Below are 26,782 nucleotides of genomic sequence, written 5' to 3'. Positions count from 1 at the left end.
ACCCTCTCGGGCTTTCCTCCGGGCTTTTCCCTTCGGTCTTTCGTGTTTCCAGCTTAGCAGATCCGTTTTCCGTTTCCGCCACCCGCTGGAGCGGGTTCGCCTTCCGGGAATTCGCTTTCGCGCTTTCCTTTCCGGCGGCTCCGACTTTATCAGAAGTTCTGAGTCGGAATTCCCGCCCATCCCGTTCCCCCGTTCTCGCACGCGGACGTGCTGGGTTCCCGTTCAGGCGGAGCCGTAAACGTACTGGAGCGGGGCGCCCCGATGCAAATCGAGGCGCCCCGCTCCTGGTTGGGGGGTCGAGGGTCAGACCTCGACGACCACCGGGAGGATCATCGGACGCCTGCGGTAGGTGTCCGAGACCCACTTGCCGACCGAGCGGCGGATCAGCTGCTGGAGCTGGTGCGGCTCGACCACGCCGTCCTGGGCGGACTTGTTGAGGGCTTCCTCGACCTTGGGGACCACGGCGGTGAACGCCGAGTCCTCGATGCCGGAGCCCCGGGCGTGGATGTTCGGGCCGCTGACGATCTTGCCGGTCGAGGCGTCCACGACGACGAAGACCGAGATGATGCCCTCGTCGCCGAGGATGCGGCGGTCCTTGAGGTGGGCCTCCGTGACGTCGCCGACCGAGAGGCCGTCGACGTACACGTACCCGGCCTGGACCTTGCCGACGATCTTGGCCTTGCCGTCGACCAGGTCGACGACGACGCCGTCCTCGGCGATGACGATGCGGTCCTTCGGAACACCCGTCATGGCGCCGAGCTCGGCGTTGGCGCGCAGGTGGCGCCATTCGCCGTGGACCGGCATCAGGTTCTTCGGCCTGCAGATGTTGTAGAAGTACAGCAGCTCGCCGGCCGAGGCGTGGCCCGAGACATGGACCTTGGCGTTCCCCTTGTGGACGACGTTGGCGCCCCAGCGGGTCAGGCCGTTGATCACGCGGTACACCGCGTTCTCGTTGCCCGGGATGAGCGAGGACGCCATGATCACGGTGTCGCCCTGGACGATCCGGATCTGGTGGTCGCGGTTGGCCATGCGCGAGAGCGCCGCCATCGGCTCGCCCTGGGAGCCCGTACAGACGAGCACGACCTCGTCGTCCGGGAGGTCGTCGAGGGTCTTGACGTCCACGACCAGACCCGCCGGGACCCGCAGATAGCCCAGGTCCCGGGCGATGCCCATGTTGCGGACCATCGAGCGGCCGACGAAGGCCACCCGGCGTCCGTACTCGTGGGCGGCGTCCAGGATCTGCTGGATGCGGTGCACGTGGCTGGCGAAGCTGGCCACGATGATGCGCTTCTGGGCGTTCGCGAAGACGTTCCGCAGGACGTTGGAGATGTCCTTCTCCGGCGGGACGAAGCCCGGGACCTCGGCGTTCGTCGAGTCGCTCAGCAGGAGGTCGATGCCCTCCTCGCTGAGGCGCGCGAACGCGTGGAGGTCGGTGAGCCGGCCGTCCAGCGGGAGCTGGTCCATCTTGAAGTCGCCGGTGTGCACCACCATGCCCGCGGGGGTGCGGATGGCGACGGCAAGCGCGTCGGGGATGGAGTGGTTGACCGCGATGAACTCGCAGTCGAAGGGGCCCAGGCTCTCGCGCTGCCCTTCTACCACCTCGAGGGTGTAGGGGCGGATGCGGTGTTCCTGGAGCTTGGCCTCGATCAGGGCGAGGGTCAGCTTGGAGCCGATGAGGGGGATGTCCGGCTTCAGCCGGAGCAGGAACGGAACGGCTCCGATGTGGTCCTCGTGACCGTGCGTGAGCACGATGCCCTCGACCTGGTCGAGGCGGTCACGGATGGTGGTGAAATCGGGCAGGATCAGGTCGATGCCCGGCTGCTCCTCCTCGGGGAAGAGGACGCCGCAGTCGACGATCAGCAGCCGGCCGTCGTACTCGAAGACCGTCATGTTGCGGCCGATCTCACCGAGCCCGCCGAGCGGGGTGACGCGGAGGCCGCCCTTGGGGAGCTTCGGCGGGGCGCCGAGTTCAGGATGCGGATGACTCAAAAGACTCTCCTCACCACACGCGCCACGTACCGCTTGGGCACGTGGCGCGCATGACATTCGTGCACTTGCTGTTGTCTGTCGGATCGATCTCGTCGGACGTCGGGTGTCGCTCGTCGCGTCCGCAGATCGGATATTCAGTTGTGAAGTCTGTTGCTAGAGCTGTACCCCGCCTGCGGCGAGATCGAGCTTGAGCTGGGCGGTTTCCTCGGCCGAAAGTTCTACGAGCGGCAGCCGCAGGGGCCCGGCCGGCAGGCCCTGGAGGGCGAGCGCGGCCTTGGTGGTGATGACGCCCTGGGTACGGAACATGCCCGTGAAGACCGGGAGCAGCTGCTGGTGGATCTCCGTGGCCTTCTGGACGTCGCCGTTGAGGTGGGCGTCCAGGAGGGCGCGCAGCTCGGGGGTGACGACATGGCCGACGACGGAGACGAAGCCGCAGGCGCCCACGGAGAGCAGCGGCAGGTTGAGCATGTCGTCGCCGGAGTACCAGGCGAGGCCGCTCCGGGCGATGGCCCAGCTGGCGCGGCCGAGGTCGCCCTTGGCGTCCTTGTTGGCGACGATCCGGGGGTGCTCGGCGAGCCGGACGATCGTCTCGGTGTCGATCGGGACACCGCTGCGGCCGGGGATGTCGTAGAGCATCACCGGAAGCTCGGTGGCGTCGGCGATGGCCGAGAAGTGCCGGTACAGGCCCTCCTGAGGGGGCTTGTTGTAGTACGGCGTGACCGCGAGCAGGCCGTGTGCGCCGTCACGTTCGGCGGTGCGCGCGAGCTCGAGTGAGTGGTGGGTGTCGTTGGTGCCGACGCCCGCCACGACATGGGCGCGGTCGCCGACCGCCTCCAGTACCGCTCGTACCAGCTCCGATTTCTCCGCATCGCTGGTGGTCGGGGACTCGCCGGTGGTGCCGTTGACGACGAGGCCGTCGTTGCCGGCGTCCACCAGATGGGCGGCGAGTCGCTGGGCACCGTCGAGGTCGAGTGCGCCGTCAGCCGTGAAGGGCGTGACCATGGCGGTGAGGACCCGCCCGAAGGGGGTCTGCGGAGTGGAGATCGGAGCCATGGGTAACACGCTACTCGTTGCTCGCCGTCCGGTGTCCCCTCGGGGGACGTGAGAAGAGGAGCCCGGCACTGCCTGCTCGGGGGTTCAAGCAGTGCCGGGTCCGTTTGATCAGCCTAGATGAACTTCGTGAAACGTCGCAATACGGACACTTCGCGTGACGGGATCGTACAGATGTGCTTTATGGGGCCACGCGGCCGTTGTTGTTGAAGGCGGCGTAGGTCAGCGGCATCAGCCGGGCCCAGTGCTCCTCCATCTTCTCGCCGACCATCTCGATCTCACGCTGTGGGAAGGACGGCACCTTGGCCAGCTCGTGCTGGGTGCGCAGGCCGAGGAAGTGCATCAGCGACCGCGCGTTGCACGTGGCGTACATCGAGGAGAAGAGACCGACGGGCAGGACCGCGCGGGCGACCTCGCGGGCGACGCCGGCGGCGAGCATCTCCTGGTACGCCTCGTACGCCTGGACGTACGAGTCCTCCATGGCGCGGCCGACCAGCTCCTGCTGGGCCTCGGTGCCCTCGACGAAGACGTACTTGCCCGGGCGGCCCTCCTGGACGAGCTTGCGGGAGGCGTCCGGGACGTAGAAGACCGGCTCCAGCTCCCGGTAGCGGCCCGATTCCTCGTTGTACGACCAGCCCACGCGGTGGCGCATGAACTCGCGGAAGACGAAGATCGGGGCGCTGATGAAGAAGGTCATCGAGTTGTGCTCGAAGGGGCTGCCGTGCCGGTCCCGCATCAGAAAGTTGATGAGCCCCTTGGACCGCTCGGGGTCCTTCCGCAGCTCTTCGAGCGACTGCTCGCCGGCGGTGGAGACGCGGGCCGCCCACAGCACGTCCGAGTCGGCCGCACTGTGCTTCACCAGCTCCACGGTCACATCGCTGCGGAAACTGGGCTTGGGGTCTTCTGCGGGGGTGTCGCTCACCGCGGGTCCTTCCATCGCGTCGCTCGGGCGGCGCCCACTTTACGGGGAGCCGCTGACAACGCGGCCGTGCACCCGCCTGGGCGCCTTTCTTTGACCGATCCGGGGAAAAAGGGCACCGAGCCGCACCTTCGATCGTCTGTCTCTGTGACACCGCACACCACCGACCCAAGGAGTGTTCTCCCATGTTCAGCCGGCGAGAGCCCGTTCCGTTCGCGTTCGTCGCCGAGGCAGACCGCTTCCGCAGTAACGTCACTCCGCCGCCGAGGGAGCGCCTCACCGTCTCCCAGCTCGCGGGCCGTACGCTGGTCGGGCTGACCGTCGTGGCCGGTCTCGTCGGATCGCTGCTCTTCGGCATGCCCGCCCTGCAGTCGGGCGCCGCCGAGGGCCCGCGGCAGCACTCCGAGGCCTCCGACGGCCGCTGAGCAGTACAGCCCCCTGAGGTGGCCCGGTCGAGACCACCTGGGTAGCCTCACCGGGCACAGCCCTTCGAGCGTGCTTGTGAGTGAGGAACCGCCGTGCCCCTGCCCTTTCTGACGGCCGACCGCGCTTTTGACGCGACCGACGATGTCGCGCTGCCGTTCGACGACCACGACCAGTGGCGTCGTCCCTACCGGCCCGGCCCCTGGAGGGTGGGCGCGGCGGCGCTCGCCCTGCTGCTCGCGTCGTTCGTGCTCGTGGCCGCGGTGATCATCGCCGCGGCCGGAACCATGGCCGGGGCGGGGGTCACCTTCGCGCTGGCGGCGCTGATCATCGCCTCCGCGCTGCGGATGCTCCGGGTGGGCACGTGGGTGAGCCGGCACGGGGTGCGGCGGGTCGGGTTCTTCTCGACGACGACCGTGGAGTGGCGGCAGGTCGGCGCGGTGCGCACGGCCCAGCAGCCGGTGCGCTGGCTGGGACTCCCCCGCACCGTCCAGGGCCAGGCCCTGATCCTCGTACGGCAGGGCGGTGAGCAGACCACGCTGCTCACCGACCACAGTGCCGACTTCCTCTCCCGCGTAGAGGCGTTCGACCGCGCGGCCGACACCGTCGAGGCGTGGAACGCCGAGTACGGCGTGGTGACGGCTACGCGCTGAGCGCGCGGCCCTCGTGGAGGGCGATCGCGCGCTGCATCGCCTTGCGGGCACGCGGGGTGTCGCGGGCGTCGTGGTAGGCGACCGCGAGACGGAACCAGCAGCGCCAGTCGTCCGGGGAGTCCTCGGTCTCGGCGCGGCGCTTCGCGAACACCTCGTCGGCCGAGTCGCGGTCGATCCGGCCGCCGGGCGTCCGCTTCAGCTCGTCCACCGGAAGGCCGCCCTCGGCCTCCAGCTCCTGGGCGAGCCGCTGCGCCCGGCGCGCGAAGCGGGTGTTCTTCCACAGGAACCAGCCGCCGACGCCGGGCAGCAGGAACGCCACCGCGCCCATGCCCATGGCGGCCGGTTCGCCGGTCAGCAGGAGCAGGACGCCCTCCATCGCCACCACCCCGAAGACGAGCACGAGGACGGTGGCGAGGAAGAAGTACGTGATCTTTCCGCCCATGGTTGTCAGCCCAGGTCCAGGAAGTGCTCCAGGCCGAAGGTGAGGCCCGGGGCGGTGGTCACGCGGCGGGCGCCCAGGAGGATGCCCGGCATGAAGCTGGAGTGGTGCAGCGAGTCGTGGCGGACGGTCAGGGTCTCGCCCTCGCCGCCGAGCAGCACCTCCTGGTGGGCCAGGAGCCCCCGCAGACGTACCGCGTGGACCGGAACGCCGTCGACATCGGCGCCGCGGGCGCCCTCCAGGGCGGTCGCGGTGGCGTCCGGCTGGGCGCCGAGGCCGGCCTCGGCACGGGCGGCGGCGATCAGCTGCGCGGTACGGGTCGCGGTGCCGCTGGGGGCGTCGACCTTGTTCGGGTGGTGCAGTTCGACGACCTCGACAGACTCGAAGTACGGGGCCGCGATCTGCGCGAACTTCATGGTCAGGACCGCGCCGATGGAGAAGTTCGGGGCGATCAGGACGCCGGTCCCGGGAGAGGCGTCGAGCCAGGTCCGCAGTTGCGCGAGGCGGTCCTCGGTCCAGCCGGTGGTGCCGACGACCGCGTGGATGCCGTGGCGTACGCAGTAGTCGAGGTTGTCCATCACCGAGGCCGGGGTGGTCAGCTCGACGGCGACCTGGGCGCCCGCGTCGGCGAGCGTCTCCAGCTTGTCGCCGCGGCCGAGCGCCGCCACCAGTTCCATGTCCTCGGCGGCCTCGACGGCCCGTACGGCCTCGGAGCCGATGCGGCCCTGGGCTCCGAGGACCGCCACGCGCAGCTTGCTCATTGCTCTGAACTCTCTCTAGGAGACGGATTCGTGCAGGCGTGCCGCCTGCTTGTCCTTCAGCGGCCCGATGACGGACAGCGAGGGGCGCTGTCCGAGCACATCACGGGCGACCTCGCGGACCTCGTCCGGGGTGACCGCCGCGATCCGGGCGAGCATGTCGTCCACGGACATCTGGCTGCCCCAGCACAGCTCGCTCTTGCCGATGCGGTTCATCAGCGCGCCGGTGTCCTCGAGGCCGAGGACGGTCGAGCCGGAGAGCTGGCCGATAGCGCGGCCGATCTCGTCGTCGGACAGGCCGTCGGAGGCCACCTTGTCGAGCTCGTCCCGGCAGATCTTCAGCACGTCGTGGACCTGGCTCGGGCGGCAGCCCGCGTATACGCCGAAGAGGCCGCAGTCGGCGAATCCGGAGGTGTACGAGTACACGCTGTAGGCCAGGCCGCGCTTCTCCCGGACCTCCTGGAAGAGCCGGGAGGACATGCCGCCGCCGAGGGCGGTGTTCAGCACGCCGAGGGCCCAGCGGCGCTCGTCGGTGCGGGCCAGGCCCGGCATGCCGAGGACCACGTGGGCCTGCTCGGTCTTGCGGCCCAGGACGTCGACGCGGCCGGCGGTGCGGATGGTGCGGCGGCCCTCGCGGGGGGCGACGGGGAGCGCGTCGGTACGGGTGAGGGCGCCGGCCTTCTCGAAGGCGCGGCGGACCTGGCGTACCACCGTGGCGTGGTCGATGTTGCCCGCGGCCGCGACGACGAGGTGGGTCGGGTCGTAGTGCTTCTTGTAGAAGCGGGCGATCCGGCTACGGTCCAGGGCGTTGATGGTGTCGACGGTGCCGAGCACCGGCCGGCCCAGCGGGGTGTCGCCGAACATCGTCTGCGCGAACAGGTCGTGCACCACGTCGCCCGGGTCGTCCTCGGTCATCGCGATCTCTTCGAGGATGACGCCGCGCTCGGCGTCCACGTCCTCCTGGAGGATCAGCGAGCCGGTGAGCATGTCGCAGACGACGTCGATCGCCAGCGGCAGGTCGGTGTCGAGGACCCGCGCGTAGTAGCAGGTGTACTCCTTCGCCGTGAAGGCGTTCATCTCGCCGCCGACCGCGTCGAGCGCGGCGGAGATGTCCAGGGCGCTGCGTCGCGCGGTGCCCTTGAAGAGGAGGTGCTCCAGATAGTGCGTGGCGCCGTTCAGGGTGGGCGTCTCGTCGCGGGAGCCGACGTGCGCCCAGATGCCGAAGGTCGCCGAGCGCACGGAGGGCAGGGTCTCGGTGACGATGCGCAGGCCGCCCGGCAGGGTGGTGCGGCGGACGGTGCCGATGCCGTCCTTGCCGGGGAGAAGCGTTTGGGTACGGGCGACGGCCCGCCCCTCCGAAGAGGGGCGGGCCGTCGTCACGGAACTACGGGACGTCACTGGTCGGTGTCGTCCTTCGCGTCCTCGGCAGCGCCCTCTTCGTCCGCCATCACGGGGACGAGGGAGAGCTTGCCGCGCTGGTCGATCTCGGCGATCTCGACCTGGACCTTGGAGCCGACCGCGAGCACGTCCTCGACGTTCTCCACGCGCTTGCCACCGGCGAGCTTGCGGATCTGCGAGATGTGCAGCAGACCGTCCTTGCCGGGCATGAGGGAGACGAAGGCACCGAAGGTGGTGGTCTTGACGACCGTACCCAGGTAGCGCTCGCCGACCTCCGGCATGGTCGGGTTGGCGATGCCGTTGATCGTGGCGCGGGCGGCCTCGGCCTGCGAGCCCTGGGCGGCACCGATGTAGATGGTGCCGTCGTCCTCGATCGTGATGTCGGCGCCGGTGTCCTCCTGGATCTGGTTGATCATCTTGCCCTTGGGGCCGATGACCTCACCGATCTTGTCCACCGGGATCTTGACGGTGATGATGCGCGGCGCGTTCGGGGACATCTCGTCCGGAACGTCGATCGCCTCGTTCATCACGTCGAGGATGTGCAGACGCGCGTCACGGGCCTGCTTCAGCGCGGCGGCCAGGACCGAGGCGGGGATGCCGTCGAGCTTGGTGTCGAGCTGGAGCGCGGTGACGAAGGTCTTCGTACCGGCGACCTTGAAGTCCATGTCGCCGAACGCGTCCTCGGCGCCGAGGATGTCGGTGAGGGCGACGTAGTGGGTCTTGCCGTCGATCTCCTCGGAGATCAGACCCATGGCGATACCGGCGACGGGGGCCTTGAGCGGCACACCGGCGTTCAGGAGCGACATGGTGGAGGCACAGACCGAGCCCATGGACGTCGAGCCGTTGGAGCCGAGGGCCTCGGACACCTGGCGGATCGCGTAGGGGAACTCCTCGCGCGTCGGCAGCACCGGCACGATGGCGCGCTCGGCGAGCGCGCCGTGGCCGATCTCGCGGCGCTTGGGCGAGCCCACGCGGCCGGTCTCACCGACGGAGTACGGCGGGAAGTTGTAGTTGTGCATGTAGCGCTTGCGGGTCACCGGGGAGAGGGTGTCCAGCTGCTGCTCCATGCGGAGCATGTTGAGGGTGGTGACGCCCAGGATCTGGGTCTCGCCACGCTCGAACAGCGCCGAGCCGTGCACGCGCGGGATGGCCTCGACCTCGGCGGCGAGCGTACGGATGTCCGTGATGCCGCGGCCGTCGATGCGGACCTTGTCCTTGATGATCCGCTCGCGGACCAGCTTCTTGGTCAGCGCGCGGTAGGCGCCGGAGATCTCCTTCTCGCGGCCTTCGAAGGCCGGGAGGAGCTTCTCGGCGGCGAGCTCCTTGACGCGGTCGAGCTCGGCCTCGCGCTCCTGCTTGCCGGCGATGGTGAGCGCCTGCGCGAGGTCGTTCTTGACGGCGGCGGTGAGCGCCTCCAGGACGTCGTCCTGGTAGTCGAGGAAGACCGGGAACTCGCCGACCGGCTTGGCGGCCTTGGCGGCGAGGTCCGACTGGGCCTTGCACAGGACCTTGATGAAGGGCTTCGCGGCCTCGAGACCGGCGGCGACGACCTCCTCGGTCGGCGCCTCGGCGCCGCCCTTGACGAGCTCGATCGTCTTCTCGGTGGCCTCGGCCTCGACCATCATGATCGCGACGTCGCCGTCCTCCAGGACGCGACCGGCGACGACCATGTCGAAGACGGCGTCCTCGAGCTCGGTGTGCGTCGGGAACGCGACCCACTGGCCCTTGATCAGGGCGACACGGGTGCCGCCGATCGGGCCGGAGAAGGGCAGGCCGGCCAGCTGCGTGGAGCAGGAGGCGGCGTTGATGGCGACCACGTCGTAGAGGTGGTCGGGGTTGAGCGCCATGATCGTCTCGACGATCTGGATCTCGTTGCGCAGGCCCTTCTTGAAGGAGGGGCGCAGCGGGCGGTCGATCAGGCGGCAGGTGAGGATCGCGTCCTCGGAGGGCCGGCCCTCACGGCGGAAGAAGGAGCCGGGGATCTTCCCGGCGGCGTACATCCGCTCCTCGACGTCCACCGTCAGGGGGAAGAAGTCGAGCTGGTCCTTGGGCTTCTTGGACGCGGTGGTGGCCGAGAGGACCATCGTGTCGTCGTCCAGGTACGCGACGGCGGAGCCGGCGGCCTGCTTGGCCAGGCGGCCCGTCTCGAAGCGGATGGTGCGGGTGCCGAACGTGCCGTTGTCGATGACGGCCTCGGCGTAGTGGGTCTCGTTCTCCACTATGGGTTTCTCCTACTGTTCGTCTTTTCGTCCGTCGGCCCGTGTGGCCGGGGACGGTGGTGGAGGAGAAGCGCACCTCGGGTGCGGGCCGGTCTTCGATCGAAGCACCCGGGGGTATGGGTCCGGGGGCCACTACCGAGGACCGGCGGCGGTCGGCGGCTTCTCGCTCACTCCTTTGTGGCGTTGTGTGACCAGACTAAGTGCCGGTCGGCACATCGCGCACGTACAGCAAAGGGAGCGGCCCCCTAGTCGTGGGAACCGCTCCCTTCACGGCGACTTACTTGGCGCCGCCGGCCGCACCGCGGCGGATGCCGAGGCGGTCGACCAGCGCGCGGAAGCGCTGGATGTCCTTCTTGGCGAGGTACTGCAGCAGGCGGCGGCGCTGGCCGACCAGGATCAGCAGACCACGACGGGAGTGGTGGTCGTGCTTGTGCTGCTTGAGGTGCTCGGTCAGGTCCGAGATACGACGGGAGAGCATCGCCACCTGGACCTCGGGGGAGCCGGTGTCGCCCTCCTTGGTGCCGAACTCGGCCATGATCTGCTTCTTCGTAGCGGCGTCGAGAGACACTCGGTACTCCTCTTGGTGTTCGTGCGCCGACGAGTGCCCCTGGTCTTGGTCTCAGGGGAGCTTCCGTGACTCGTCAGGCGAAGGTCCGATGGGCGCAGCTTCCAGAGCGGGGGTGCTCGGTGATCTCCGGGAGCGCGTACACAAACGGCCGTCACACAGCGTACCAGCCTCGCGGAGCGCCTCTGACGTGCCGGCGCGTCTCCTACCCCTACCTGCTGGCGCGTCTCCTACTTGCTCGTGAGGGAGCGGGCCGCCATGAAGGCGTCGAGGACGGCCAGGCAGAGCGGCACCAGGGAGAGCAGGACGAAGCTCTCGGCCAGGTCGAGCAGGCGCCCCCAGAAGGGCGAGAGGCCCTTCCTGGGGATGATCAGGCCGATGGCGGTGGTCAGGGCGGCGCCGGCGGCGACGGCCGCGGTGAGCCAGATCGTACGGATGTCCAGGCCGCCGCGGTCCCCGTACATCAGGAGGTCCTTGACCAGGTCGGCCGGCGGGTTCAGGGAGAGGCCGAGGATGAGCAGCGCGATCGCGGCGATCCCGGCGACCAGGACGCAGGCGACCTGCGCGGTGTAACGGAAGAGCCGGGCGCGCAGCAGCATGGCGAGGCCGGCGGCGAGGGCGAGGAGCTGGCCCCAGACGTTGTCGGCGAAGCCGAGGACGGCCGCCGAGCCGACGACGACGGCGGCGCAGCCGCCGACCAGGCCGAGGAGCATCTCGTGGCCGCGGCGGGCCTGGAGCGCGATGCGCTCGCCGTCGACCGGCCTGCCCTCTTCGGCGGCGGGCTGGTTCGGGTCGGCGTGGAACTCCTCGTCGGTGGCGCTGCGCGGGGAGGCGTAGCCGATGGGGAGCCGGGCGAAGCGGGCCGAGAGGCCGGGCAGGAACGCGACCAGGCCGATGGCGACGGGGGCGCAGACGGCGGCGGTGGAGGTGGCGGAGCCCTCGGCCAGGATCGCCAGGAAGGTGGCGAGGGTGCCGACGGCGGCCAGGAAGGTCGCGGCGACGAAGGGGGCGTCCCCGCTGGGGGTGAGCGCGACCAGGGTGACGGAGGCGACCAGGACGGTCACGCAGCCGAGCAGGAACTGGAGGCGTCCGGGGCCCTGGCCGGCTTCGGGACCGATGATTCCGGAGCCCGCGATCAGCAGCAGCGGCAGGGCGCCGAGGCCGAGGGCGACGGCGGTGGCCCGGTCGCCGTAGACGCGGGCGCGCACACCGGCGAAGGCGGTCAGCAGCACACCGGCGGCGCCGGCGACGATGCCGGGCAGGCCGTGCATGTCGTGGCGGACCGGGTCGGCGAACCACAGGACGAAGCCCATGAGGACGAGGAGCAGCACGCCGCCGACGAGGCCGGCGCCGCGCAGCAGGTCGTCGCTCCACAGGTGCCGGTCGCGGGTGACGGCGGAGGCGACGGCGTCGGAGACGTCGTCGAAGACGGCGGGCGGCAGCGACTGGGCGAAGGGCCGCAGCGAGAGGACCTCGCCGTCGAGCACCTGCTGGGCGGCGAGGGTGCGGGCGCCGTCGAGGACCGATCCGTCGCGGCGGACCAGGTGGTAGCCGGTCGGGGCGCCGGCCGCCTGGGTCTGGCCGGTGAGCCGCAGGATCTCCGGATAGACGTCGGCGACGGCGATGTCCTCGGGGAGTGCGACGTCGATGCGGCTGTCCGGCGCCACGACGGTGACGCGGCAGAAGCCGGTCGCTGCGGTCGTACTCACGTGTCTGGACCCCCTGATTCGCGGTTGCGCACAGTGCGCGGGTCACCCTACCGGGGACGGGTGGTGGTCGCTGCAAGTAGGATCGCCGTCTCTGGGGGAGGCCGTCGCCGACGGGGGCGCCGGTGCGGAACTCCCGCACGAAGTCCGCCCGTAACGAGGGATTGATGCGCCGGTGAGCCAGATCGTCGTCAAACGCCCGCCGAGGTCCCTTCCTCCGGAAGTACCCAGCGAGGAACTGGTCCTGGAGTCCCCGCCCGAACTGCCGCGGGGTCAGCAGGAGGGCATTCTGATGCAGCTCCTGCCGATGCTCGGCATGGGTTCGTCGGTGGTCTTCTTCTTCATGCCGGGCGCTCATCCGTTCATGCGCATCATGGGCATGCTGATGCTGGTGTCCACGGTCGCGATGCTCATCGCGCAGCTCGTGCGGTTCCGGAAGGGTACGCAGGGGCAAATTGCCGATGTCCGGCGCGACTATCTCAAATACCTCGCGCAGACCCGGCGTACGGTCCGGCGCACGGCGCGCAAGCAGCGTGACGCGCAGTTGTATCTGCACCCCTCGCCCGAGCAGTTGTGGTCCGTCGTGGCCGAGGGCTCGCGGGTGTGGGAACGCCGGGTCGGTGACAAGGACTTCGCCCAGGTGCGGATCGGGCTCGGCGCCCAGCAGTTGTCGACGCCGCTGGTGGCGCCGGACACGGCTCCGGTGGACGAGCTGGAGCCGCTGTGTGCGGGTGCGATGCAGCAGTTCCTCGCGGTGCACGGTTCGTTGGACGGGCTGCCCATGGCGGTCTCGATGCGCGCCTTCTACCACGTGACGGTCTCCGGTGAGCCGGAGGCGGCTCAGGCGGCGGCGCGTGGTCTGGTGGCCCAGTTGGTGACGCTGCACTCCCCCGACGACATGATGGTCGCGGTGGTGGCGGCGCGGGGCGCGCAGGAGCGCTGGGACTGGACGAAGTGGCTGCCGCACACGCAGGTGCCGGGGCAGGTCGACGGGGCGGGCACGAAGCGCCTGTTCGGCGACGACCTCGGTGAGCTGGAGCAGATGATCCGCTCCCGGCTCGACGGGCGGCCGCGGTTCAGCCGGGACAACCAGCCGGTGCTCGACCAGCCGCATGTCGTCGTCGTCCTGGACGGTGGGATGGTGCCGCCGGACTCGCTGTTCGCGGCGCCGGAGGGCCTGCAGGGCGTGACCATCGTCGAGGTCGTCTCCGGTGAGCTCGACGAGCCGCGTGGCGGCCTGTCGGTGGTGGTACGGCCGGGGCGGCTGCGCCTGGAGTCGGGCGGCGGTTTCGCCTACGAGGGTGTGCCGGACGGGATCTCGCTGCCGGCCGCCGAGGCGCTGGCCCGGCAGCTCGCGCCGCTGCGGATGGGCGGCGGGGACGACGACGAACCCCTGCTCGCCAACCTGGACTTCACGGATCTGCTGAACCTCGGCGACGCGGCGTCGGTGGACGTGGCGCGGACCTGGCGGCCCCGGTCGGTGGCCGAGCGGCTGCGGGTGCCGATCGGTGTCGGCGAGGACGGCCAGCCGGTCATGCTGGACCTCAAGGAGGCCGCGCAGGAGGGCATGGGCCCGCACGGACTGTGCGTGGGCGCGACCGGTTCGGGAAAGTCGGAGCTGCTGCGGACGCTGGTCCTCGGTCTGGCGGTGACGCACTCCTCGGAGACGCTGAACTTCGTCCTGGCGGACTTCAAGGGCGGTGCGACCTTCGCGGGTATGTCCCAGATGCCGCACGTCGCGGCCGTCATCACCAACCTCGCCGACGACCTGACGCTGGTCGACCGCATGGGCGACGCGATCCGCGGTGAGCTCCAGCGCCGGCAGGAGCTGCTGCGCTCGGCGGGCAACTACGCCAACATCCACGACTACGAGAAGGCGCGCGCGGCCGGTGCGCCGCTGGAGCCGCTGGCCTCGCTGGTCCTGGTCATCGACGAGTTCTCCGAGCTGCTCACCGCCAAGCCCGACTTCATCGACATGTTCATCCAGATCGGCCGTATCGGCCGTTCGCTGGGTGTGCATCTGCTGCTGGCCTCGCAGCGCCTGGAGGAGGGCAAGCTCCGGGGCCTGGACACCTACCTGTCGTACCGGATCGGTCTGCGGACGTTCTCGGCGGCCGAGTCGCGTACGGCGATCGGCGTCCCGGACGCGTACCACCTGCCGTCGGTGCCGGGCTCGGGCTATCTGAAGTTCGGTACGGACGAGATGACCCGCTTCAAGGCGGCGTACGTCTCCGGTACGTACCGGACGGGCGGGCCGCGGCTGACGGCCGGACAGTTGCCCATCGAGCGGCGGCCGGCGCTGTTCACGGCCTCGCCGGTGCCGGTGGTGTACGCGGCGCCGGACCCGGCGTATCTGACGGCGCAGCGCGAGGAGGAGGACGACGCCCTCGCGGACACCGTCCTGGACGTCATCGTGCGCCGTCTGGAGGGGCAGGGTGTGCCGGCCCACCAGGTGTGGCTGCCGCCGCTGGACCAGGCGCCCTCGCTCGACCAGCTCCTGCCGGGTCTCGCGCAGACGGCGGACCGCGGCCTGACGGCGACGGAGTACACGCGCCCGGGCGGTCTGACCGTGCCGCTGGGCCTCATCGACAAGCCCTTCGAGCAGCGCCGCGAGGTGCTGTACCGGGACTTCTCCGGTGCGGCGGGCCACATGATGGTGGTCGGCGGCCCGCAGTCCGGCAAGTCGACGCTGATGCGGACGCTGATCTCGTCGTTCGCGCTCACCCACACCCCGCGGGAAGTGCAGTTCTACGCCCTGGACTTCGGCGGCGGCGGCATGGTGTCGCTGGCGGACCTGCCGCATGTCGGCGGGGTCGCGTCACGACTGGACCCTGAGCGGGTGCGCCGGACGGTCGCGGAGGTCCTGGGCGTGCTGAACCGGCGCGAGGAGTTCTTCCGGTCGCACTCCATCGACTCGATCGCCACGTACCGCCGCAAGCGGGCGGCGGGCGAGCTGCCGGGCGAGGCGTGGGGCGATGTGTTTTTGGTGATCGACGGCTGGGGTGGGTTCCGGAGCGAGTACGACATGCTGGAGCCGGTCGTCTCCGACATCGCGGCGCGCGGTCTGGGCTACGGCATCCACGTCGTGATCACCGCGGCCCGTTACATGGAGGTGCGTGCCGCGCTGAAGGACCAGATGCTGGGGCGTCTGGAGCTGCGGCTCGGTGACGTCATGGACTCCGAGTTCGACCGGAAGGTCGCGGCGAACGTCCCGCCGGGCGTCCCGGGCCGTGGTCAGGTGCCGGAGAAGCTGCACTTCATGGGCGCGTTGCCGCGGATCGACGGATCGAGTTCGTCGGTGGACCTGTCGGACGGCACGGCGGCGTTCGTGCAGGCGGCGAAGAGCGCCTGGACCGGCGCTCCCGCCCCCGCCGTACGGCTGCTGCCGCGGCGGCTGCCGGCGGAGCAGCTGCCGAAGGGCTTCGAGTATCCGCAGCACGGCGTCGCGATCGGTATCGACGAGACGAACCTGGAGCCGGTGTTCGTCGACTTCGAGACGGACCCGTTCTTCCTGATCTTCGGTGAGAGCGAGTCCGGCAAGACGGGGCTGCTGCGGCTGATCGCCAAGCAGCTGTGCGAGCGGTACACCCCGGAGCAGGCACGGATCGTGGTCGGCGACTACCGGCGCACGATGCTGGAGGCGGTCGCGCCGTCGCATCTGCTGGAGTACGCGCCGATGGCCTCCGCCATGCAGATGCACATGGAAGCGATCAACACGGTGATGACGAAGCGGGCGCCGAAGCCCGACATCACCCCGCAGCAGCTGCGGGACCGCAGCTGGTGGACCGGCCCGCAACTGTACGTCCTCATCGACGACTTCGAGCTGGTGGCCACGAACTCGGGCAATCCGCTGCAGGTCCTGGTGGAGAACCTGCCGTTCGCACGGGACGTCGGCATCCGGTTCATCGTGGCGCGCAGCGCCGCGGGCGCGTCGAGGGCGATGTACGAGCCGTTCATGCAGCGCGCGAAGGAGCTGGGCGCGCAGGGCGTCATCCTCTCCGGTGACCCGGGCGAGGGCGACATCCTGGGCAACGTCCGGGCACGGCCCATGCCGCCGGGGCGTGGCACATTCGTCTCCCGTAAGCGGGGCAACCCGCTGGTGCAGCTCGGTTGGCTGCCGGACCAGCACTAGGGAGCGCTCATGAGTTTCGACGAGTTGTGGGGGCAGGTGCGGGGCGAGTCCGCCGAGCGGGTGCTCAAGGGCTCGGCGGGAGCGCCGCCTCCCGGCCGGCCGGCGCGGGGCCCGGTCGCCCCGGACGGGGACGGCGGGGAGGCGCCCCTCGACGCCGCCGCGGCCGCGGCGGTCCGCGAGGCCGTCCTCGAACGGCTGGCGCACTTTCGCTCCTCGGCCGTCCTCGTGCCGCTGGACACGGCGGGCGGACTGTGGACCGCGGACTTCGGAGGGATCGCCTGGATCTGCGCGTTCTCCGACGAGGCCGCGCTCGCCCGGTTCGCGCAGGCGCGCGGCGAGGAGGCCGGGGAGTGGACGTACCGCCGGGTGCTGGGCTCCCGGCTGCTGGACGATGTGGTGCCCGCCGTCGCCTCGCCGTGCGGGGTGGCGCTGGACGCCGGCAGTCCCGGCGGGGCCGTGTTCCCGCCGGTGCGGGGGATCGTGCCCGACGGGGTGGCGGTCGACGTGGACGGACAAGGGGGCCGTAGGTCGTGACGGATCCGGATCTCGCGGCGTCGCAGGAGGCGCTGGCCCAGATCACCAAGGGCATCACAGGCACCCTCTCCGAGCTCAAGGAGCTCGGGATGGTGGGCGAGGCGAGCATGGGCCGCGGGTTCTCCGATCTCCAGCTCTCGGGCATGGAGACGGGGCACGACGGGCTGGCCGGCGCCATGAAGACGTACTGCGAGCGATGGGAGTGGGGTGTGCGCTCCCTGGTGCAGAAGGGAACCCTCTTCGCCGAACTGACGGGTCTTTCGGCGGGTGTGTTCCACGAACAGGAGCAGTACATCTCCGGCGCTTTCAAGGTGCTGACGAACTCCGCGATGGGCAATCCGTACGCCACCGAGGACGAGATCACCCAGAAGGACTGGGGAGACGTGCTGTCGAGCAACACGTTCACGCACATCCGTGACGCCGACTACAGCAAGGAGTCCTTCGACACCGCGCGGGAGAACAGCGAGCAGGCGTGGAAGGACACCGCCTGGGACGTCTCGACCTCCAGCACGGTTCCGGCCAACAGGATCATCGACGCGGCCGGACTGCGTGACGAGATGAACACCGGGATGCGGGAGACGTTCGGACCGCCGCCGGAGGAGCGCGCGAAGGCCGCCGAGCAGCAGGGTGGGCAGCGCTGATGGTGGATTTCGGCGGAATCGTCAGCGGCGGCAAGAACCTCCTCGACAGCGGTCTCGGCGCCATCGAGGACGGTGTGGAGGCGGGCAAGAAGGTCATCGGCACCGGCATCGACAAGGGCACCGATCTGATCGGCGAGGGCCTGGAGCGCGTCGGCGCCGAGGGCATCGCCGACAAGGTCACGGACTGGGGCGACGACACCGCCTCCAGCCTCGGCGCCTCGGTCGGCGAGCAGCAGCTCGGCCAGACCCAGGAGGCCAACGAGCTGATCCACGGCAAGCCGGACAAGCTCCGGGAGGTGGCCACCCATCTCAAGGACTTCCAACGGGCGTTCGACCAGGTGGGCCGGGGCATGCGCACGCTCGACTCGAACGGCTGGAAGGGCGAGTCGGGGAACGCCTTCCGCGCCAAGCTGGCGATGGAGCCCACCAAGTGGCTGCATGCCGCCGACGCCTGCGAGACGGCGGGCAGCGCGCTCACGCGGTACGCGGAGACGGTGGTCTGGGCCCAGGGGAAGGCCAAAGAAGCCATCGAGCTGTACAAGCGCGGCGAGGAGACGTCGAAGAAGGCCGTCGACGCCTACAACGGCAAGGTCGACACCTACAACGCGGCCGTGAAGGAGGGCAGGGACCCCGGCCCGCGACCCGAGCCCTTCACCGATCCGGGCAAGGCGGAACGGGATCAGGCGCAAGAGACCCTCAAGGAAGCCAGGCGCCAGCGCAACGAGGCCGCGTCGGCCGCGGAGAAGGCGGTACGCGCGGCGCTGGCGCACGCGCCCCAGGAGCCGCCGGCCTCGAACCGCCTCGCGTCGAACGCCATCGACGCCTACGGCGCGCTCAACGTCGAGACCCTGCACGTCGCCGGAGGCGTGATCAAGGGGACGGCGGGGATCCTCAACTTCGCCCGGGGCCTGAACCCTCTGGACCCGTACAACATCACGCACCCGGCGCAGTACATGCAGAACGTCAACATGACGCTGGCCGGGCTGGTGTCCACCGCGGCGCACCCGGAGCGTGTGCCCGCCGCCCTGATCGACTCCTTCAAGAAGGACCCGAGCGAGGGCATCGGGCGGCTGCTTCCCGAGATCCTCGGCACGAAGGGCCTGGGTACGGTCCGTACCGGTATCCGGGTCGGCGTCAAGGAGGGCGCGGAGGCGGCTCTCGACAACGCGGCGCGCAAGGGGCTCGACGACATTCCGGCCCAGCGGGTCCCGGATCCGCCGAGTCACCCGCCCACGGTCCACGACAAGCTGCACGCGGCCGCCGACCGGTCCGTCGACGTCTCGAAGATCCCGGACCACGCAGTGTGGCGTACGACGGACGAGCCGCTGTGGCGCAATGACGACCGGGCGCCGGACGAGATCTTCCGGGACGGGTTCAAGCCGTGGAACAACCACAACACGGATCTCGACGGCTATGTGCGGCACAACGACCACTCGGTGTACGTGGGCACCACCCGCGACCCCGACCTGGGCTGGGGGTCGCGCTACCGGTACGACATCGACGCTCCCGGCGGTATCGATGTCAACGCGTCCATTCCGGACAATATCTTCGCCAATGAGAAGGAGATCGCCTTCCCGGGCGGCGTGCGGACGGAGAACATCAAGGGCGCCTGGGAGAAACTTCCCGACGGGACGACGCAGTACACACCCAATCCGCACTACAACCCGCATGCCGGGGCCGGCGGCTCGGCTTCCCCGCCGCCCCCCGCACCACCGAACAGTCTGCTACCCCCTGGATGGACGCAATGAGCGAGAGGCTGCTGGGCAGCCGCGACGACGCCACCGCCGTGCGCGGCACCGAGCGGGTGCGGTGCACCGTGCGGTGGTGGATCGACGACGCGCTGCCCATGCCGTACGGCGTCGAGGCGACCGGGCCGTGGGGATCGGCGTCGGCCCGGGGCAGGGACCTGTCCGGGGCGCTGCGGGACGCACGGCTCCGTCTGGAGGGCAGTGGCTGGCTGCTGGCCGTCAACGGGGCCCGGGCGGAGGTGCGGCAGAGCGGAATGCTGGCCGGCAGCGGGAGCGACCGGGCGTATGTGCTGAGACCCGGTGAGCCCGCCGACCCCGAGAACACGGTCGGTCTCTTCGACGACGCTCCGGTCGAGAGCGTGCTGAGCGTCGAGCAGCAGGAGGCCGCCTACCGAAGGCTGATGGACGAGTGGGACCGTCGGGCGGCGGAGCGGCGCGCCCAGGACCAACCCGAGGCACAGGCCGCGACACAGGCCCAACCCCAGCCGCAGGCTCAGCCGCAGCCTCCGCATCGGCAGGGTGCGGAGCCACCGGAGCGGCCCGTGCCGGAACTCACCGCGGAGCTGCGGGCGCAGGCGCGGCGGGCGCCGGGCACATGGCTGTACTCGATCGACCCGATGTACGACCCGGCCGGGGAGGTGCCTCCCTTCGCCGTGATCGGGGCCTGGCAGGTGGACGCGCACGGAGAGCCCGGAGCGTTCCAGCGCAACCCGGGCTACCGCCCCTCCCCCGTGAGTCTGGGCTGGCCGCGGCCGACCGATCCCGTGGACGCGTCCCTGCAGCTCGCGGCGAGCGGGCACGGACCCGACGAGGCGGTTCCCGGGGCGCTCGCGGCGGCGACGGTGTACCTGCCGGACGAGGGCGCGGACATCGCCGTCTACACGGACGCCGACGGCCGGTTCGTCCCGGTGCTCACCCACCCCGACCACGCTCCGGCGCACGTGCCTCGGCTGCGCCCGGTGAACGGCGCGGAGTTGGCCCGTGTGCTCCCGCCCGATCTGGCGCTCAAGCTCAACCCCGGTGGCCGGGTCTCCGTGCGGGTTCCCGTCTCCGACGTACGGGCCGCGGCGGAGCGGCTCGGCCACTAGGCTGATCCACAAGCTTGTCCACCGCACCGGGCTCGTGCACAGCACAGATAGGGATCGCGCCGATGGCCGACGCCAGTGAGAAGGAACGTCAGAAGGAAGAGCTCTACGCGCTCGACATCTCGGGCGTCGAGTGGCACGGCGCCCCCGGGACGTCGCCGGACGAGGAGCGGGTGGAGATCGCGTATCTGCCGGAGGGGGCGGTGGCGATGCGGTCCTCGCTCGACAAGGACACCGTGCTGCGGTACACGAAGGCCGAGTGGGACGCCTTCGTACTCGGGGCACGTGACGGGGAGTTCGATCTCCGCTAGCACCGCTTGCAGCGCATACGCATGAGGGGGTGGCCCGCCGAACGGCGGCCACCCCCTCACGTATGTCGTCGGCGTCTCAGCCCATGTTCATGCGGAACCGGGCGGCGTTGCCCTTGTCGGTGTCCCGGTAGCCGATGACGGACTCGTCGAGCAGCTGCGCGATGCGCATCAGGTCCTGGTTCATGCCGCCCATGTCGCGCGTGAGACGGTCCTGGCTCTCGCGGTACGCGATCTTCGCCTCACCGTCCCAGTTGGAGGCGACGCGGTTGACCTCGGCCATGAGGTCCTCGAGCTTCTGGCTGAGCTGCGTGGAGGTGAGGCGGACGTCGCCCGCCGCCTGCGTCACGGTGTCGTAATTGACGGCAGTGGTCATGTTCTTGGCTCCTGGAGTGAGAGACGTGAAGGAGAGTCCGGCCCGAAGGATCAGGCCATGCCGAGGATGGCGCTCTGGCCGCTGCTGGTGTCGTCCATCTTGCGGAAGGACCGGATACGGTCCTCCTCCTCACGCGTGAAGCCGTCCGCGCTCATCCGCATGACCTCTTCGAGCTTGACCAGCTCGACGCGCATGTTGCGCAGGCGCAGGTTCAGGTCGTTCTGGACCCGGTCGTACTCCTTGCTGGCCGCACCCTGCCAGCCGGCCTGAATGCGGTCCACGACGCCGTTGAGCGAGGTGATGCGTGCCTGCAGCTCGTCGTGGAAGTCCTGGATCCGGCCGGCGAGCTTGATCTGTTCGGCACTGGTTACGTTCAGGTCTGTGTTCGACATCTTGCCCCTTCTTCCTTCGGTGGCGTCTCGACGGTCGCTGCCGTCGGGCCCTCCGGTCGTGGTACGGACGGGTATCTCTTGATGCCGCCCCCGTGCTGGGTCACACTGCCGTGCCCCCGACCGCCACTCTAGCCATTTGGTACGACAGTTCCAACTGCAAAGGACAGAACTGGTACTTGGCGGATCGGGTCACCGGGCGGCTCCGTGGCGGCGCCTGCTGTCACGGATCACGGTGGCGGTCCCGGCGACCACCGCCACCAGCACGCCGCCGATGCCGAGGGCATAGGTGGCGAGTCGTTCGGTGCGTTCCTGCGGCGTCTCCGTCAGCGCCAGGTGGGCCGGTTCGGGCGCGGGCGGCTTGGGTGGGCCCGGGTCCGGCGTGGGGGCGTTCTGCGGGACGGCTCCGTCGGCGAGTGCCCTGACCGGGTCGACGACGCCCCAACCCACGTGGTTGTCGCGGCCGTTGACGGACCGTACGGCGGTCTGTTCGATACGGGCGACGATCTGGGCGGGGGTCCAGTCGGGGTACTTGGCGCGGAGCAGGGCCGCGACCCCGGAGACGTACGGGGCGGAGAAGCTGGTGCCGTTGTCGACGCACTGGCCGCCGCCGGGGACGGTGGAGACCATGTCGACGCCCGGCGCCGCGACGCCCACGAAGGTGCCGGACTGGGAGAACACGGCGCGTTCGTTGTTGCGGTCGGAGGAGGCGACGGCGAGCACGCCGGGGAAGGCCGCGGGGTAGGTGTTCTTGAGCTTGCCGTCCATGCCGTCGTTGCCGGCCGAGGCGACGACGACGACCTTCGCCTTCAGTGCGCGGGCCACCGCCCTGCCCATCGCCGAGTCGGTGCTCAGCGGCTGGGTGGTGTCCTGCGAGATGTTGATGACATGGGCGCCCTTGGCGACGGCGTGGTCGATCGCCTGCGCCATGGTGTCGGACTTGCCGCTGTTCTTCTCGTCGTTCTGGCGGATCGGGATGATCGTGGCCTCGGGCGCCAGGCCGACGAAGCCGGTGCCGGGGCGGGGCCGGGCGGCGATGATGCCGGCCACCTTGGTGCCGTGGCCGACCAGGTCGACCGTGCCGTCGGTCTTGCCGCGCTGTTCGTCGCCGGGGCCCGGGTTGTTCTTGTCGGGCTTCAGATAGTCCTTGCCGGCCTTGGCGTCCACCGCGGTCTTCAGCTGCGGGTTGACGTCGTCGACTCCCGTGTCGATGACCGCGACCCTGATGCCCTTGCCCTTGGTGTCCTGCCAGAGCTCGTCGAGGAGGACCCGCTGGAGCGACCAGGGGATGCCCTCGATCTGCTTCTTCATGGGGAAGGTGCACTCGCCGCTGCCGTCGACGGAGAGGTCTCGCGGTTCCCCGGCCGCGACGGCGGCCGGCGGGGCGGCGAGCAGGCCCGTCAGGACGGTGGCGGTGAGGAGGGCCGCCGTTCGGTACGTCACCGGTGCCACCCCCTTACGAACCCTGCGGCTGACGCGCGCTGTTGGTGTCGAGTCGCGGTCCCTTGGACAGGAACTCCGACCACGTGATCGGGACGAGGACCGGTGTGACCTTCTCGTAGCCCAGACGCGTCTGCGCTTCGCTCGGTTCCGGGCGGCCGTCGGTCTGCTTGTCCTGGTCGCCCGTGCCGATGTCGGAGCGCGCGGCGTCGCTGTCGCCGTTCGCCTGGACCGCGTAGCGCAGGCCGGTGTCGGTGACCAGGAAGAGCGAGCCGTCGGGCTTGGTCTGGTTGCCCTGGACCTGGGTGTAGAGCAGGCCGCTGCCGGGCGTCACATAGGTGCTGGTGCCGCCGGCGGTGATCTCGGCCGGGTACTTCGTACCGGCCCAGGTGGTCAGGGTGGTCCTGCCCTTGTCGTCCACGCTGTTGAGGACGCTGCACACGGTGTCGCGGGCGCCCGCGCCGCCGGCGGCGTTGACCTGGGTGGACTTGCGGGTCGGCCAGCGGTACTGAGCGGCGAAGGTGGCGGCGTCCGGGACGAAGGAGGCGGCGTCGACGGCGGTCGCCCGGCCGTCCATGTCGAGGGTGTCGGTCTGCGGGGAGTTGATCAGCAGCCAGGCGGTGAACTCGGAGACCGGCTGGACCTTGCCGGGCAGGACCACGTAGTGCTGCGGCCCGGAACCGGTCTGGGCGATCAGGACCATGCCCACCCGGTCCTCGGTCTTGGTCAGGCCGCCGCCGATGCCCGCCGGGTCGCCGACCTTGCCGGGGACCCGTGGGAACTCGACGGGGCTGCCGGTGTGCAGGGTGGCGAGCCAGTCGTCGGTGACGGACTGCGGTTCCTTCTGAAGGCCGACGAGGGCGGTGGTGAGTCCGGCGGACTCGTCGGGCGTGCCGGGCACCAGGTACTTCGTACCGGCGTGGTCGACGAGGTAGCGGGCGCTGTCCTTCTGGCCCTTGACGTACATGATCTGTCCGTCGGCGAGCTTCTGCCCCTTGCCCTCGGTGCGGTGGAAGTCCCGCTCCGCGAAGACGAAGGTGGCCTTCTGCACGCTGCCTCCGGCCCCGCCGCCGGGCTGTTCGCACACGGCCCAGCGCTTGGCCTTGCCGGCCTCGCCCGCGGCCGGGAGCCGGTCGGGCGCGTAGGGGATGCCGAGGATCGGTCCGCGCGGCGGATTCCCCTTGTCGAGGGTGGAGTCGTCGACCTGGATGACCGCGAACTCCTGCGGGGTGAGCAGCAGGCGGGCGGAGGCGAGGTTGAGGACGGGGTGCAGCAGGGTCTTCTTGTTCTTGCCCTTGCCGGTGGAGAGCACGACGTAGCGGGTGGTCGACTGCTTGCCGACGATCACCTTGGTGCCCGGCTTGTCCCAGCCCTTGGGCGCCTTGGGACTGAACATGCCCCAGGCACCGAAACCGGCGAGCACCAGGGCGCCGACGATCAGGCCGGGCACGACCGCGCGCAGCGGCCTCGGCGCCCCCTCCTCCGTACCCGAGGGCGAGGGTTGGAGGAATGCGGCCACCGTGCGCTTCTTCGCAAAGGTGTACGCGTTGAGCTCATCCCGCCGTGATGCCATGAGTCCCCATATTCGTCAGACGCAGTCTTCACACGAGAGACCGGGGAGCATGGCACCCGGGCTCCGGCTGTCGGACCGGCCCCCTACTATGCCTGCTGTCCGGCAGTGCGTGTGGGGCGGGTAGGGTGATCCAGCCGCCAAAGCCCTGGCGGGCCAGGGTGATCGGGACGAATTGGGGGGATTCTCCATGATGGCATCCGCGACGCGGACGCGGCCCGCGGCGGCCGCACCCTCCTCCGCGCTCCCGGCGCAGCCGCAGGGCGGGGCACCGGCCTCGGTGGCTCCACGCCTGCAGGCACGCCCGGGACACTTCGGATCGTTCCGATTGCAACAGCTGGTGCTGATCGAGGTCGCGGCGGCGCTGCTGCTCGTGGCGTGGGTCGTCGAGCCGTTGTTGCTGGTCCCGGCGGGTGCGGTCGCGGCGCTGCTGGTGCTGCTCGCGGTGGTGCGCCGGCACCGCCGGTCGCTGCCGGAGTGGCTCGGGACCTATCTCGCCCTGCGCGCCCGGACGCGCCGGGCCGCCTCACTCTCGGTGCCGGAGGGCACGGAGCCGGGTCTCGCGCCGGTGGTGGAGTGCGATCCCGCGCTGCGGACCTACGCGTACAGCGACCGGGACCGCCGGCCGGTCGGGATGATCGGTGACGGCACGTTCCTCACCGTGGTGGTGCGGGTCGAGTCGGACGGCACGGCGCTCCGCCCGGACCGCTCGGCGCGGCCGCTGCCCGTCGCGCTGGTACGGGACGTGCTGGAGGTCGACGGCATCCGGCTGGAGTCCGCGCAGATCGTGCAGCACACCCAGCCCGCGCCCGCGCCGCATCTGCCGGCGCAGTCGATGGCGGCGCGCAACTACGCGCCGCTGCAGGCGCAGACGGGTTCCCCCGCGCTGCGGATCACCTGGGTCGCGCTGAAGCTCGACCCGGAGCTGTGCCCGGAGGCGGTCGCCGCGCGCGGTGGCGGCATGGAGGGCGCGCAGAAGTGCGTGGTGCGGGCGGCGGACCAGTTGGCGAGCCGGCTGGCGGGCGCCGGGTTCCGGGCGACGGTGCTCACCGAGCAGGAGCTGACGGGGGCGATCGCCACGTCGACGTGCGCGAGCCCGATGGCCATAGCGCAGGCCGGCCGCGGCCAGGCGCAGGCGCGCCGGACCCAGGAGACCGCGCGGACCTGGCGGGTGGACGACCGGCGGCACACGACGTACTGGGTGGGGCGCTGGCCCCAGCTGGGTGGCGCGGGCGGCGCCGCGGGGGCGTCGATGCCGCAGCTGGTCGCGCTGCTGACCTCGCTTCCGGCGCTGGCGACGACGTTCAGTCTGACGCTGAGCGGTGGTGACCGTCAGGAGGTGACGGTGACCGGGCATGTGCGCATCACCGGGCGGAGCGACGAGGAACTGGTCGCAGCCCGGCACGAACTGGAGCGCGCGGCACGCGGGGTGAAGACGGGTCTGGTGCGGCTCGACCGCGAACAGGTGCCCGGCATGCTGGCCTCGCTGCCGCTGGGAGGTGCGCGCTGATGTCGTTCTCTTCTTCCACGGGTACGGGTTCCGGTACGGGTACGGGTGCCGGCCCGGGTACGGGTGCCGGGCGGCACGGCCGGTCGGGCCGGGGTGCCGGCCGGGCCGCCAAGCCGCGGTTCGGGTTCGGGCTCATCGGGCCGCGCCGCGACCGCCACGCGGTGGCGCTGGAGCAACTCGGCGCCCTGAGCCTGCCGGTCGGCGACGACGGCATGGTCATCGGCGTGGACGCGGAGGGCCGTCCCGCTGTCCTGGGCATCAACCGGCCCACACCGTACGAGGTGACGCTCATCGGCGGCCTGTGGACGGCGCAGGTGCTGGCGTTGCGCGCGGCCGCGACGGGGGCGCGGGTCGCCGTGGAGACCGGCCGTGCGCCGGTGTGGACGGCGCTCGCGCAGGCCGCGGGCGGCGGTCAGCCGTGCGTCACACTGCACGATGTCGGACGGGTTCCGCCGCAGGGTGCCTCGGCCGGTAGTCCGGTGGTCGTGGTGCGGGACTGCGGTATGCGGCCGCCGCGCGGCCGAGTGGTGTCGGGCCCCTGGCAGTCGGTGGTGACGCTGCTGCCCTATCTGAGCCCGGTGGCTCCGCGTCTTCTCGAGAAGTCCTCGCTGGTCGGGGTGCAGCGGGTGTCTCCGGACGAGGCCGCTCAGATCGGTCGGATCATGGGCATCCCGCGTGCGGAGTCGGAGGCGTTGTCGACGCTGGCCGACGGGGTGACGCTGTGGTGTACGCCGGGTGACCGCCAGTTCGTCATGACCCAGGCGACCGACGCCGAGACCGGATTGTTGGGCAGCGCGCGGCGCATGGACTGAGCGCACCCGACTCTTCAAGTCCGTCCGTTTATGTACCGATTTGAATCGCCATTCGGTCACGCGCGTGTTCACTCTGCGCTGGGGGCAGGTCACTTGGGGGCGAGACGTGACCTATCGG

At 70.4% G+C, this 26,782-nt stretch carries 23 protein-coding genes; 10 read left to right on the top strand and 13 right to left on the bottom strand.

Annotation, left to right across the window (positions count from 1 at the left end; genetic code table 11):
* Positions 1-303: 303 nt before the first annotated feature.
* The 3 genes from ACIRB4_RS30295 to thyX all read right to left on the bottom strand — a co-directional run bounded on the left by ACIRB4_RS30295 (position 304) and on the right by thyX (position 3,961).
* Entirely contained in the window at positions 304-1,989 is a 1,686-nt protein-coding gene (locus ACIRB4_RS30295) for a ribonuclease J (protein WP_403295652.1), read from the bottom strand.
* Positions 1,990-2,142: 153 nt separating this feature from the next.
* Entirely contained in the window at positions 2,143-3,042 is a 900-nt protein-coding gene (gene dapA, locus ACIRB4_RS30290) for a 4-hydroxy-tetrahydrodipicolinate synthase (RefSeq protein ID WP_403295650.1), read from the bottom strand.
* A 178-nt stretch (positions 3,043-3,220) separates the two neighbouring features.
* Positions 3,221-3,961: an FAD-dependent thymidylate synthase gene (thyX, locus tag ACIRB4_RS30285; RefSeq protein ID WP_403295648.1), complete on the bottom strand. Its 741-nt coding sequence runs from the start codon at positions 3,959-3,961 to the stop codon at positions 3,221-3,223.
* 182 nt (positions 3,962-4,143) lie between these two features.
* Here thyX and ACIRB4_RS30280 point away from each other — a divergent pair, with 182 nt between their 5' ends.
* A complete protein-coding gene (locus ACIRB4_RS30280; RefSeq protein ID WP_403295647.1) occupies positions 4,144-4,383 on the top strand; it encodes a hypothetical protein in 240 nt (79 codons plus the stop codon).
* A gap of 93 nt (positions 4,384-4,476) precedes the next feature.
* On the top strand, positions 4,477-5,034 hold the full coding sequence (locus ACIRB4_RS30275; RefSeq protein WP_403295645.1) for a hypothetical protein: 558 nt from the start codon (positions 4,477-4,479) through the stop codon (positions 5,032-5,034).
* On the opposite strand, the gene ACIRB4_RS30270 is transcribed toward ACIRB4_RS30275, so the two are convergent.
* The 6 genes from ACIRB4_RS30270 to eccD form a co-directional block, all read right to left on the bottom strand.
* Positions 5,024-5,476 (bottom strand): hypothetical protein, encoded by a 453-nt coding sequence (locus tag ACIRB4_RS30270; protein WP_403295643.1) that lies wholly within the window; start codon positions 5,474-5,476, stop codon positions 5,024-5,026. The two genes, ACIRB4_RS30275 and ACIRB4_RS30270, sit on opposite strands and share 11 nt — an antisense overlap.
* A 5-nt stretch (positions 5,477-5,481) precedes the next feature.
* Positions 5,482-6,234, bottom strand: a complete 753-nt coding sequence (gene dapB / locus ACIRB4_RS30265) for a 4-hydroxy-tetrahydrodipicolinate reductase (RefSeq protein WP_403295641.1) — start codon at positions 6,232-6,234, stop codon at positions 5,482-5,484.
* Positions 6,235-6,249: 15 nt separating this feature from the next.
* Positions 6,250-7,629 (bottom strand): M16 family metallopeptidase, encoded by a 1,380-nt coding sequence (locus ACIRB4_RS30260; protein ID WP_403295639.1) that lies wholly within the window; start codon positions 7,627-7,629, stop codon positions 6,250-6,252.
* Positions 7,626-9,848 (bottom strand): polyribonucleotide nucleotidyltransferase, encoded by a 2,223-nt coding sequence (locus ACIRB4_RS30255; RefSeq protein ID WP_403295637.1) that lies wholly within the window; start codon positions 9,846-9,848, stop codon positions 7,626-7,628. The genes ACIRB4_RS30260 and ACIRB4_RS30255 overlap by 4 nt, the downstream gene beginning before the upstream one ends.
* A 277-nt stretch (positions 9,849-10,125) precedes the next feature.
* The gene (rpsO, locus tag ACIRB4_RS30250) at positions 10,126-10,416 is read right to left on the bottom strand and encodes a 30S ribosomal protein S15 (protein ID WP_158991116.1); all 291 of its coding nucleotides are present in this window, start codon (positions 10,414-10,416) and stop codon (positions 10,126-10,128) included.
* A gap of 227 nt (positions 10,417-10,643) precedes the next feature.
* Positions 10,644-12,122: a type VII secretion integral membrane protein EccD gene (gene eccD / locus ACIRB4_RS30245; RefSeq protein ID WP_403295634.1), complete on the bottom strand. Its 1,479-nt coding sequence runs from the start codon at positions 12,120-12,122 to the stop codon at positions 10,644-10,646.
* Positions 12,123-12,294: 172 nt separating this feature from the next.
* Between eccD and eccCa the strand changes: the two genes are divergently transcribed.
* The 6 genes from eccCa (at position 12,295) to ACIRB4_RS30215 (ending at position 20,570) form a co-directional block, all read left to right on the top strand.
* Positions 12,295-16,251: a type VII secretion protein EccCa gene (eccCa, locus tag ACIRB4_RS30240; RefSeq protein ID WP_403295632.1), complete on the top strand. Its 3,957-nt coding sequence runs from the start codon at positions 12,295-12,297 to the stop codon at positions 16,249-16,251.
* A gap of 9 nt (positions 16,252-16,260) precedes the next feature.
* Positions 16,261-16,785 (top strand): hypothetical protein, encoded by a 525-nt coding sequence (locus ACIRB4_RS30235; protein ID WP_403295630.1) that lies wholly within the window; start codon positions 16,261-16,263, stop codon positions 16,783-16,785.
* On the top strand, positions 16,782-17,426 hold the full coding sequence (locus ACIRB4_RS30230; protein WP_403295629.1) for a hypothetical protein: 645 nt from the start codon (positions 16,782-16,784) through the stop codon (positions 17,424-17,426). The genes ACIRB4_RS30235 and ACIRB4_RS30230 overlap by 4 nt, the downstream gene beginning before the upstream one ends.
* Positions 17,426-19,174 carry a putative T7SS-secreted protein gene (locus ACIRB4_RS30225; RefSeq protein ID WP_403295628.1) on the top strand — a complete coding sequence of 583 codons (1,749 nt, stop codon included), beginning with the start codon at positions 17,426-17,428 and terminating at the stop codon, positions 19,172-19,174. The genes ACIRB4_RS30230 and ACIRB4_RS30225 overlap by 1 nt, the downstream gene beginning before the upstream one ends.
* Positions 19,171-20,262, top strand: a complete 1,092-nt coding sequence (locus ACIRB4_RS30220) for a type VII secretion system-associated protein (RefSeq protein WP_403295626.1) — start codon at positions 19,171-19,173, stop codon at positions 20,260-20,262. Before ACIRB4_RS30225 ends, ACIRB4_RS30220 begins: the two co-directional genes overlap by 4 nt.
* Positions 20,263-20,324: 62 nt before the next feature.
* Complete coding sequence (locus ACIRB4_RS30215) at positions 20,325-20,570, top strand: DUF397 domain-containing protein (RefSeq protein ID WP_403295625.1); 246 nt, start codon at positions 20,325-20,327, stop codon at positions 20,568-20,570.
* Positions 20,571-20,646: 76 nt separating this feature from the next.
* Here ACIRB4_RS30215 and ACIRB4_RS30210 read toward each other — a convergent pair whose 3' ends face one another.
* The 4 genes from ACIRB4_RS30210 to eccB all read right to left on the bottom strand — a co-directional run bounded on the left by ACIRB4_RS30210 (position 20,647) and on the right by eccB (position 24,345).
* Positions 20,647-20,943 carry a WXG100 family type VII secretion target gene (locus ACIRB4_RS30210; RefSeq protein ID WP_403295624.1) on the bottom strand — a complete coding sequence of 99 codons (297 nt, stop codon included), beginning with the start codon at positions 20,941-20,943 and terminating at the stop codon, positions 20,647-20,649.
* Positions 20,944-20,993: 50 nt separating this feature from the next.
* Positions 20,994-21,335, bottom strand: coding sequence for a WXG100 family type VII secretion target (locus ACIRB4_RS30205; protein ID WP_403295622.1), 342 nt, complete (start codon positions 21,333-21,335; stop codon positions 20,994-20,996).
* Positions 21,336-21,524: 189 nt separating this feature from the next.
* Entirely contained in the window at positions 21,525-22,775 is a 1,251-nt protein-coding gene (mycP, locus tag ACIRB4_RS30200; RefSeq protein ID WP_403295621.1) for a type VII secretion-associated serine protease mycosin, read from the bottom strand.
* A gap of 13 nt (positions 22,776-22,788) precedes the next feature.
* Positions 22,789-24,345, bottom strand: a complete 1,557-nt coding sequence (eccB, locus tag ACIRB4_RS30195) for a type VII secretion protein EccB (RefSeq protein ID WP_403295620.1) — start codon at positions 24,343-24,345, stop codon at positions 22,789-22,791.
* Between the two features lie 190 nt (positions 24,346-24,535).
* Here eccB and eccE point away from each other — a divergent pair, with 190 nt between their 5' ends.
* Positions 24,536-25,852 (top strand): type VII secretion protein EccE, encoded by a 1,317-nt coding sequence (eccE, locus tag ACIRB4_RS30190; RefSeq protein ID WP_403295658.1) that lies wholly within the window; start codon positions 24,536-24,538, stop codon positions 25,850-25,852.
* Positions 25,852-26,664 carry a hypothetical protein gene (locus ACIRB4_RS30185; protein WP_403295619.1) on the top strand — a complete coding sequence of 271 codons (813 nt, stop codon included), beginning with the start codon at positions 25,852-25,854 and terminating at the stop codon, positions 26,662-26,664. The genes eccE and ACIRB4_RS30185 overlap by 1 nt, the downstream gene beginning before the upstream one ends.
* Positions 26,665-26,782 lie beyond the last annotated feature (118 nt).

This window comes from Streptomyces sp. NPDC093600 (genome assembly GCF_044764755.1).
Taxonomy (GTDB): Bacteria; Actinomycetota; Actinomycetes; order Streptomycetales; family Streptomycetaceae; genus Streptomyces.
Note: the sequence above shows the minus strand (reverse complement) of the source record. Positions and strands in the feature narration are given on the sequence as shown.